Source organism: uncultured Thiodictyon sp., from assembly GCF_903828115.1.
Classification (GTDB): domain Bacteria; phylum Pseudomonadota; class Gammaproteobacteria; order Chromatiales; family Chromatiaceae; genus Thiodictyon.
The window spans coordinates 1-7,693 of record NZ_CAIKKU010000268.1 but is presented as its reverse complement, the minus strand read 5'-3'; the positions used below and the strand labels follow the sequence as shown (position 1 = coordinate 7,693).

6 protein-coding genes are annotated in these 7,693 nt (G+C 65.2%); 5 read left to right on the top strand and 1 reads right to left on the bottom strand.

From position 1 onward, the window contains the following. Window positions 1-77 precede the first annotated feature (77 nt). Window positions 78-1,385 (bottom strand): outer membrane protein transport protein, encoded by a 1,308-nt coding sequence (locus QZY48_RS10020; RefSeq protein ID WP_295430631.1) that lies wholly within the window; start codon window positions 1,383-1,385, stop codon window positions 78-80. A 404-nt stretch (window positions 1,386-1,789) separates the two neighbouring features. On the opposite strand from QZY48_RS10020, the gene QZY48_RS10015 reads away from it, so the two are divergent. From QZY48_RS10015 to QZY48_RS09995, 5 genes are all read left to right on the top strand, one after another. Beyond that, window positions 1,790-2,263, top strand: coding sequence for a hypothetical protein (locus QZY48_RS10015; RefSeq protein WP_295430630.1), 474 nt, complete (start codon window positions 1,790-1,792; stop codon window positions 2,261-2,263). A 9-nt stretch (window positions 2,264-2,272) separates the two neighbouring features. After that, window positions 2,273-3,343, top strand: a complete 1,071-nt coding sequence (locus tag QZY48_RS10010) for an AI-2E family transporter (protein WP_295430628.1) — start codon at window positions 2,273-2,275, stop codon at window positions 3,341-3,343. A gap of 113 nt (window positions 3,344-3,456) precedes the next feature. After that, a complete protein-coding gene (locus tag QZY48_RS10005) occupies window positions 3,457-4,260 on the top strand; it encodes a serine protease (RefSeq protein WP_295430626.1) in 804 nt (267 codons plus the stop codon). 417 nt (window positions 4,261-4,677) lie between these two features. Continuing rightward, a complete protein-coding gene (locus QZY48_RS10000) occupies window positions 4,678-5,220 on the top strand; it encodes a hypothetical protein (RefSeq protein ID WP_295430625.1) in 543 nt (180 codons plus the stop codon). 96 nt (window positions 5,221-5,316) lie between these two features. Further along, window positions 5,317-7,491, top strand: coding sequence for a C10 family peptidase (locus QZY48_RS09995; RefSeq protein ID WP_295430623.1), 2,175 nt, complete (start codon window positions 5,317-5,319; stop codon window positions 7,489-7,491). The last annotated feature ends 202 nt before the right edge of the window (window positions 7,492-7,693 follow it).

Sequence of the window (7,693 nt, the reverse complement as noted above, 5' to 3'; positions counted from 1 at the left end):
CTTATCCGATTACGCTTACGACAACGACAACGACAACGACAACGACTGTGTTTAACTTGATCTTGACTCGTTATTCATCAGAAGGTCATCACGACCGCGATACTGATCAGGTTGGCACTCATCTCATATTGGCCGTTGAGCGCATTGGTGCCGTTGACGCCGCTGGTGCTGGTGTAAGGCACGGCACTGCGGACGTTGCGCTTCTCGCCCATGACATACATGTAGCCGGCCTCCACCGAGAAGCCGCGGCCCAGATCCTGAGCGACGCCGATCCCGAAGGTCTGGCGGTTGTTGTCCGGCACCCGGGCGCTGAAGTAATTGTCGCCCTGGCCGGTCTCGTCGTAGGCATAGCCCAGGCGCAACTGGGTCGTCGGGCGCACCTGCCAGGTCAGGCCCAGGCGATAGGCGCCGGAGTTCTTCCAGGCGTTGGTCTCGGTCGAGATCCGTGCGCCGGTGCGATCACCGGTCACGACCAACTGCTGGAACTTGCTCCAGCCGGTGTAGCTCCAATCGAATTCGGCCGCCAGTTCCTTGGTGAACTCGTAACGGGCGCCGAGTTGCAGGCGCCAGGGCAGGTCGAGATCCAGACTGGCGGATTGGCCTTGCTGCAAGCGCCCGAGCGCGACCAGGGTCGTGTTGGACGGGGTGTACTTGCCGCTGAGGCCCAGCGTCGAGGCCGAATGAAAGGTTGCCCCCAGGCTCAGCGCCCGGACGCGATACAGGACGCCGAGATTGAAGCCGACCCCGGTCCCGTCCCCGCTCATGGAGCCCAGGTTGGAGTTCAGTTCGGCGGACTTGGCCCAATAGATGTCCAGTCCCGCCGCCAGGCTCAGATCCTCGTTGACCCGAAAGGCCACGGAGGGTGCCAGGTCCAGGATCTCGAGCTTGCTGTTGGTCGGGTGACTGGCGGTGGGGATGCTGACGCGCCCGACCGGGGCCGGCAACCGCACGGTCGCACTCTGACTCAGTGCCGGGAAGCTGCCATAGGGCCAACGGGTCTCCAGGCCGAAGGGCGCGGTCAGCCCGAGACCCACTCGCCAGCGGTCGGCGACCTTGATCGCCGCCTGGATCATGGGTACGCCGACCCAATTCGCCCCGTTGCTGTCGTGGTTACCGCTGGCCGTGGTGACCGAGAACGAGGGCCCGATCATGAGCGCGCCCAGGGCGACACTGGACTTGTCGTGGAACCCCATGGCCGCCGCGTTATAGGGGATGGCGCCGAGGTCCCTGGGGTTGGCGACCATGGCATTGGCAGTACCGATGCCCGCGGTCGAGGCCTCGGGCAGTGAGAACCCGGCGGCGCGCGCGCTGCCGACAGCGGCGAGGGTGCCGATGGCGCCGACGGCCAGGGCCGCGGCCACCGAGCGGGTGATTCTTGAGTACATTGTTGGTCCCCCCATGAAGATGTCGTTGTCTGTTGTCGATATGCAGCGATCGTCGTAGCCGCCAGTCCGTGTGAGCCCGGGCTCGCAATGCAAGTTGCTCGCCGCAGACACTGAGAGAGGTCCCGACGAAGCCCCGGCAGAACCCGGGCCGCAGCCTGAGATCCTTAGTTAATCCGTATATTTAAGATGACCGGCCGCGATTCCGAACTGTAGGCGAAGCGACGGGGGATTTCCACTACCTTGTTGCGATCAGATGTCAGTAGCAAAAACACGACAGCAATCCCGGGGGTCGGAACCGTCGCACATCACGAAAAGGCCCTTGATATCACAGTAACACGCGCTCTTGATCAGGTTTTGTTGTGCTATGATAGGCGGTCTATTGTCGGAAACCCGCAAACGGGACCATGCCCACCTCCAATCCCGCACCCACCCTCGCGCCCGAGCAACGCCTGACGCAGATCTTCGCCCAACTCGACACCGCGCAGCAGCATACCCTGCTCGCCTTTGCCGAGTTCCTCGCCGCGGGCGGGGCGCCCGCTCCGGTCCCCGCGGCGTGCCCCGCACCCGCTCCTGATCAGGCCCCAGGTCAGGCTCAGTCCTGGCCGCGAATCCAGGAACCAGCCGCGCTGCCCCGCCCGGAGCGCGAGACGGTCATCGCCGCCATCCGCCGCCTTGGCCTGACCTACGCGATGCTCGATCGCGAGCCGATGCTCCACGAGACCGCCGCCCTGATGTCCGCCCATGTCCTGCATGGCCGGACGGCGGCGGCGGTCATCGACGACCTGGAGGCCCTGTTCCGGCGCCGCTACCAGGACTATCGCACGCACCAGGGCCGCGCGCCGGAGGAACCGGAAGCCGACGCGCCGGGGGGCGACTGACCGACCGTCATGGGCATCGTCACCGACTGGTTCCGCCGCCACCTCTCCGACCCCCAGCTGGTCTTCCTGACGCTGCTCCTGCTGGCCCTGTTCGCGGTGGTCCTGACCCTGGGCAACATGCTGGCCCCGGTGCTGGCGAGCATGGTCATCGCCTACCTGCTGGAGGGTCCGGTCGGCTTCTGCGAGCGCCGGGGCCTGGGGCGCACGGCCAGCGTACTGGTGGTCTATGTGGGCTTCCTGCTGTTCGTCGCACTGTTGCTGTTCGGCGTATTGCCGCTCCTGTCGCGGCAGGTGACCGACCTGGTCCAACAGCTCCCGACCATGATCAACGAGGGGACCCGGGCCCTGGCGGAACTGCCCGGGCGTCACCCGGACCTGGTGACCGCCGAACAGATCGACGAGGTGATCGGGGCCCTGCGCGCCGAGGCCGTGGCCTTCGGTCAGCGGGTCCTGTCCTGGTCCCTGGCCGGCGTGGTCGGGTTCATCACCGTCCTGGTCTATCTGGTCCTGATGCCGCTCCTGGTGTTTTTCTTCCTTAAAGACAGAGACCTGATCCTGGGCTGGTTCAGGCAATACCTGCCCGAATACCGCCGCATCGCGGACTCCGTCTGGGCGGAGGTAGACCGCCAGGTTTCCAACTATATCCGCGGCAAGTTCTGGGAGATCCTGATCGTCTGGGCGGCCAACTACATCACCTTTCTGGTCTTCGGCCTGGACTATGCGATGCTGCTGGCCCTCCTGGTGGGGCTCTCGGTCATCGTGCCCTATGTCGGGGCCGTGGTGGTCACGGTCCCGGTCGTCCTCATCGCCTGGTTCCAGTGGGGCTGGTCCGGAGAGTTCATCTGGTTCGGGGCGGTGTTCGCCGTGGTCCAGGCCCTGGACGCCAATATCCTGGTGCCCCTGCTGTTTTCGGAGGTGGTAGACCTGCACCCGGTGGCGATCATCGTCGCCATACTGGTCTTCGGCGGCCTCTGGGGATTCTGGGGTGTGTTCTTCGCCATCCCGCTCGCGACCCTGGTCCACGCGATCCTGACCGCCTGGCCCCGCTGGCCCGCGGGGGGAGATCAGGACCCGTCCTGAGCCCGGGTCGGAACGTCTTGCGCCTGGCTTGCGGCGCTTGATTCGTCGGTCTGAGGCGAAGGCTCGCTATAATCGGATCGGCTTCTGCAAACCTTCGGACCCGGACCCCTACCATGCACCTGCGCCGTCTTGCTGCTGCCCGATCCCGACGCCGCGGGTACATGCCCGCCGCCGCCCTGCTGACCCTCTCGCTGTCGGCCGCGTCCGCGGGCCTGCCGGAGACGGCGGCCGCCGTCAAACGCAGCGTGGTCGCGGTCGGGACCTTCCAGGTGGTCCGCGCCCAACAGCACGAATTGCGTGGAACCGGCTTTGCGGTGGCCGGCAACCACATCGTGACCAATGCCCACGTGGTGTCGGCCAAGCTCGATGCGGACCGGCGCGAAACCTATGCCATCTTCATCCCGGCCGGTCGCGACCGGGCCGAGGTGCGCGAGGCTACCCTGGTGCGCAGCGACGGCGCCCATGACCTGGCCCTGCTGCGCTTCAGCGGCGCCCCCCTGCCGGCCCTGCGCCTGGGCAAGAGCACCGAGGTGCGCGAGGGCGAACCGATCGCCTTCACCGGGTACCCGATCCTCAATGCCCTGGGGCTCTTTCCCGCGACCCATCAGGGCATCATCTCCGCCATCACCCCGGTGGTCATCCCGGTGGGCGCAGGCCGGGACCTGACCACCGAGGTCTTGAAGCGCCTGGACCAACCCTTCGACATCTTCCAGTTGGACGCCACCGCCTACCCGGGCAATTCCGGCAGCCCCCTCTACGCGGTCGGCAGCGCCCGGGTGCTGGGGGTGATCAACAGCGTCTTCGTCAAGGGTACCAAGGAGGTCGCCCTGACCAACCCGAGCGGCATCACCTACGCGATCCCGGTGGACCATGTACGCACCCTGCTTGAGGAGGCCGGAGTCAAGCTCCCGCCCTGATGAGCCGGCCAGCCGACGCCGTTGAGGCGGACCGGACCGCCGCCGCCTGCTCGCCCCGGGCGCGGTCTTCATCTGCCTTGGACTGCGGCCCGGGGCGGCCCCGGTGGCGGATGCCTGATCCTGTGCGTCGCCTTCGGCGGCACTGACTGTAGGCATTTTCTGATTGTGAGTAGATCCCGCGAGATACTCGATCTGGATCACATTCCAACCGGACACGTTAACTACACTCTCTTTACAGTCGAGGGTTGTGTCCAAACCACAACCAGGACGGTTTAGGGGGTTGCGTTTCTGCAATCTCAGGACACGCGGACGCCCGCGTGCCGAGACCCATCAACAACCAGACGTGTCATCTGAAGAAACAGCGAGCGGACCGACGCTGGGACACCACAACCAAAACAGCTTGGATTGCACACTGCCATGCCGTCTTCATGCGCCGCACTCGCGCCGTTTTTTGCTGGCCGGTTAGCAACGGCCCTCCTCGTCCTGTTGATCGGCCCGTGCGCCGCACAGGCGCAGGCCGCGTCGCCGGTGACGCCCGGCGGGCAAGGTAAGGCCATGACAATCGATGAGATTTATGCCCAGTACGGGGTGCCTGGCGACTGCTCGACACCCCGCCCGTGCGAGCAAACGAGGTATCGCATTCAGGGAGTGGTCAGCCGTATCAACATCTCGGATCAGCGGCTACACCCGTGGCTGCCGGAAAGCAAATTCCTGCTTTACAACGCTGCCCAAACACTCAACCTCGAGATACGTGTCGTGTCCGCCGCGGCCCCGCACATCCTCGACACGCTGGCCGCGCAGAGCACGGACTGGGATGGCACGGTCACCCTCAGCGGTACGCTCGTCGGCCTTGACCTGCCGATTATGGCCGGCTGTCGTCGCGCGCTGATCGTACTGCTGTCGCAGACCGATTCGCTCGTCATCGGGCAAGGAGGTACAACGACCGTCGCTACAGATTAGCCGGGGATCGGTCGCTCCCGGCTGCCCGGAGCGAACCGATCACGTCAGTCGGGCAGTGGCATCGTTCTTGAGTTCTTTACCGTAGGGAGAAGCGCAATGAAACCGCGTATGAATACTCGATCACGGATTATCGCAGGTTTCGCTGTCATTGCCTGCCTGCAATTGACTGCCGTCAGTACCCTGGCCGCGCCGGTCGCACCAGAGCGGGCGCAGGCCGTGGCCGCCAATTGGATATTGGATCAGACCGGCATCGCGCATGAAGCATTGCCGGACTTTGACCGCAGCGTCGCAGTCGCCGCCGCCGATCAGGTCCCGGCCTACTATGTACTCAACATGAATCCAGGGGGCTGGGTGATCGTCGCGGCAGACGATGCCGCTTATCCGATCATTGCGTACTCGCCAGACGGCACGGCGCAGCGCGACGATGCGCCGCCCGCTTACCTCGCATGGATGAGTAAGGTCAATGATAGTATCCGTGCGGCGGCTCAAGCCGGCGCCCGCCGATCAGTATCAGGCACCCCGTCGTCGGACCCCGCGACCACACTGATTGCTGCTGCCTGGAGCTACCTGGATGTGGTGAATTTCCAGCCGCCGCTGCGTACCGGCAACGCCCTGGGCAGTACGGTACTCACGGCGGTCGCGCCGCTCCTGGCTACCACCTGGTCACAGGGTACCTACTACAATCAATTTTGTCCCGCCGATAACGCGGGGCCGGACCGCCACGCACTGGTCGGGTGCTGCGCGACGGCCTTCGGGCAGATCCTGAGATATTACAGCCACCCGGCGACCGGTAATGGCTCACACTCCTATTATCACCCAACCTACGGCACCCTGTCGGCAAATTTCGGTACCACCACATACAATTGGGCGGCCATCCCGACAGCGGGCAGCCTGTCGACCTACAACAGCGCCGCGGCGACGGTGTTGAGCCAGGCCGGGATCGCGCTCGATATGGATTATGGGCCAAGTGGTTCGGGCTGCTACCCGGCAGCCATCGCACCGGCATTCAGGAATTACTTCCGCTACCTGGCGGACAACATCGTCAATCGCTCAGCCTTCAGCGACGCCGCGTGGATCGCGAAGATCAAGACGGACCTCGATGCCAGGCGGCCGGTCTTTTATGTCGGATATGGCAGCGGGGGTCACGCCTTCGTGCTGGATGGCTACAACGATTCCAACTATTTCCACTTCAATTGGGGCTGGAATGGTGCATACGACGGGTACTTCCTGATCAGCAACCTGAACCCGGCCGGCTACAACTTCAACAGCAACCAGGCGGCCGTCTTCAACATTCGCCCCGCGACTGCGCCGCCCACGGCGCCCGCGGCGCTGGCCGCGACGGCATCGTCAACCTCACAGATCAACCTGACCTGGACGGACACCAGCAGCAACGAGACCGGGTTCAGGATCGAACGCAAGACGGGGGTGTCCGGGACCTATGCGGAAATCGCCGCGCCGGCCGCCAATGCCACCAGCTTCAGCAACACCGGGCTGGCCGCGGGCACCACCTATTACTATCGGGTGTGGGCCTACAACGCCGGCGGGAACTCGGCCTACTCGAACGAGGCGCCCGCCGTGACCTTCACGACGGCCTGCTCGTCCGCGAAGACGGCGATCAGCGCGGGCAGCACCTTGGGCGGGACCCTGGCGACGACCGACTGTCGGTCAACGGTGCGCTCGCCGAGCTATTACGATAACTTCACCTTCGCGGTAGCGGCCGGCACGACCTACACGATCACCATGAACTCGAAGGCCTTCGACGCCTTCCTGTACCTGCTCAACGGCGCTTCCGTGCTTGCCGCCAACGACAGCGGCGATGGCTCGTGGAATTCCAAGATCGTCTACACCGCAACGACCTCCGGGACCCTGACGATCCACGCGACGTCCCTTAGTGGCGGCACGACGGGCGCCTACACGGTATCCCTCGCCGGCGGTGCCGGCTGCACGACGACACCGATCGGCGTGGGAAGCACCAGCGGGACCTTGGCAAAGACCGACTGTCGCTCCTCGGTGCGCGCGGGCAGCTTCTATGACAACACCACCTTCACCGCGACAGCGGGCACGACCTACACGATCACGTTGAGTTCAGCGGCCTTCGACGCCTATCTGTTCCTGCTCAACAGCGCCGGGGGGGTGCTGGCGTCCAACGATGATTACAACGGGTTCAACTCCCGGATCGTCTACCGAGCGACGACCTCGGGGACCCTGACGATCCACGCGACGACCTATAGTCCCGGCGCGACCGGGGCCTACAGCGTGACGAGAAACTAGCGTCGGCAGGCGGGCAACAGCGCACCGTCACGCGCAGCGGCGCGCCACCCGGCCCCCGTGGCGCATTCGACCCCAGTGGCGCATCCGACCCCGGCGGCGCATCCGACCCCGGCGGCGCATCCGACCCCGGCGGCGCATCCGACCCCGGCGGCGCATCCGACCCCGGCGGCGCATCCGACCCCGGCGGCGAAGACCTCTCGGT